This window comes from Achromobacter sp. SIMBA_011, assembly GCF_046535435.1.
In the GTDB taxonomy this organism is placed as follows: domain Bacteria; phylum Pseudomonadota; class Gammaproteobacteria; order Burkholderiales; family Burkholderiaceae_B; genus Achromobacter; species Achromobacter dolens.
Window position 1 is genome coordinate 1 of record NZ_JAWRWN010001029.1, and the last position, 245, is coordinate 245.

Below are 245 nucleotides of genomic sequence, written 5' to 3' on the forward strand. Positions count from 1 at the left end.
CGCGCGACCGGCTTTTTCAGGAAATCACGGCAGAGGGCAGCCAGACGCTGGTTCTCGGGAAAGGGCAACCCAAGCGGACGTTCCGGCAAACGGTTGACCTCATCCAGCAAAAGGGCCCGCACCAGACCCTGCCGGTGGAAAGCGGCCGGCTGGTGCTCCTCGCCCAGCAATTCCGAGATCAGGCTGGAGGCGAGATCGGTTATCTCCACGACCCTTGGGGCCTCGGCGTGAAACAGGTCCGGATG

1 pseudogene is annotated in these 245 nt (G+C 63.7%); it reads right to left on the bottom strand.

Features of this window, described 5'->3' with window-relative positions:
* Positions 1 to 245, bottom strand: a pseudogene (locus tag SB816_RS34135) (hypothetical protein); the annotation flags it as partial.